The organism is Psychromonas arctica (genome assembly GCF_038155225.1).
Lineage (GTDB): Bacteria > Pseudomonadota > Gammaproteobacteria > Enterobacterales > Psychromonadaceae > Psychromonas > Psychromonas arctica_B.
This window is the reverse complement of record NZ_JBAKBA010000145.1, coordinates 1-256: the sequence shown is the minus strand read 5'-3', so window position 1 is coordinate 256 and position 256 is coordinate 1. Positions and strand designations below refer to the sequence as shown.

The window sequence follows — 256 nt, the reverse complement described above, 5'->3', positions numbered from 1 at the left end:
ATTTTACTGGATGTAATGATGCCAGGCATTAGAGGTTTAGAAGTCACGCGAAAAATAAGAAACGACAAATCTTCAAAAAATATTCCTATTATTCTAATCACTGCGTTAAGAGAAACAAAAGAGCGAGTCGAAGGCATTGATGCAGGATGTGATGACTATATTACTAAACCAGTAGATAAAAATGAACTGTGCTCTAGGGTATAGTCTTTACTTAAAATAAAAGATTACAACGATCTAAAAGATAATTATCAACAAA

At 32.0% G+C, this 256-nt stretch carries 1 protein-coding gene; it reads left to right on the top strand.

Going from position 1 to position 256, the window contains the following annotated elements; translation table 11 throughout:
- Positions 1–204, top strand: a 204-nt coding sequence (locus V6255_RS18105) for a response regulator (RefSeq protein ID WP_341629388.1), incomplete at its 5' end; no start/stop codon positions are given.
- Between the last annotated feature and the right edge of the window lie 52 nt (positions 205–256).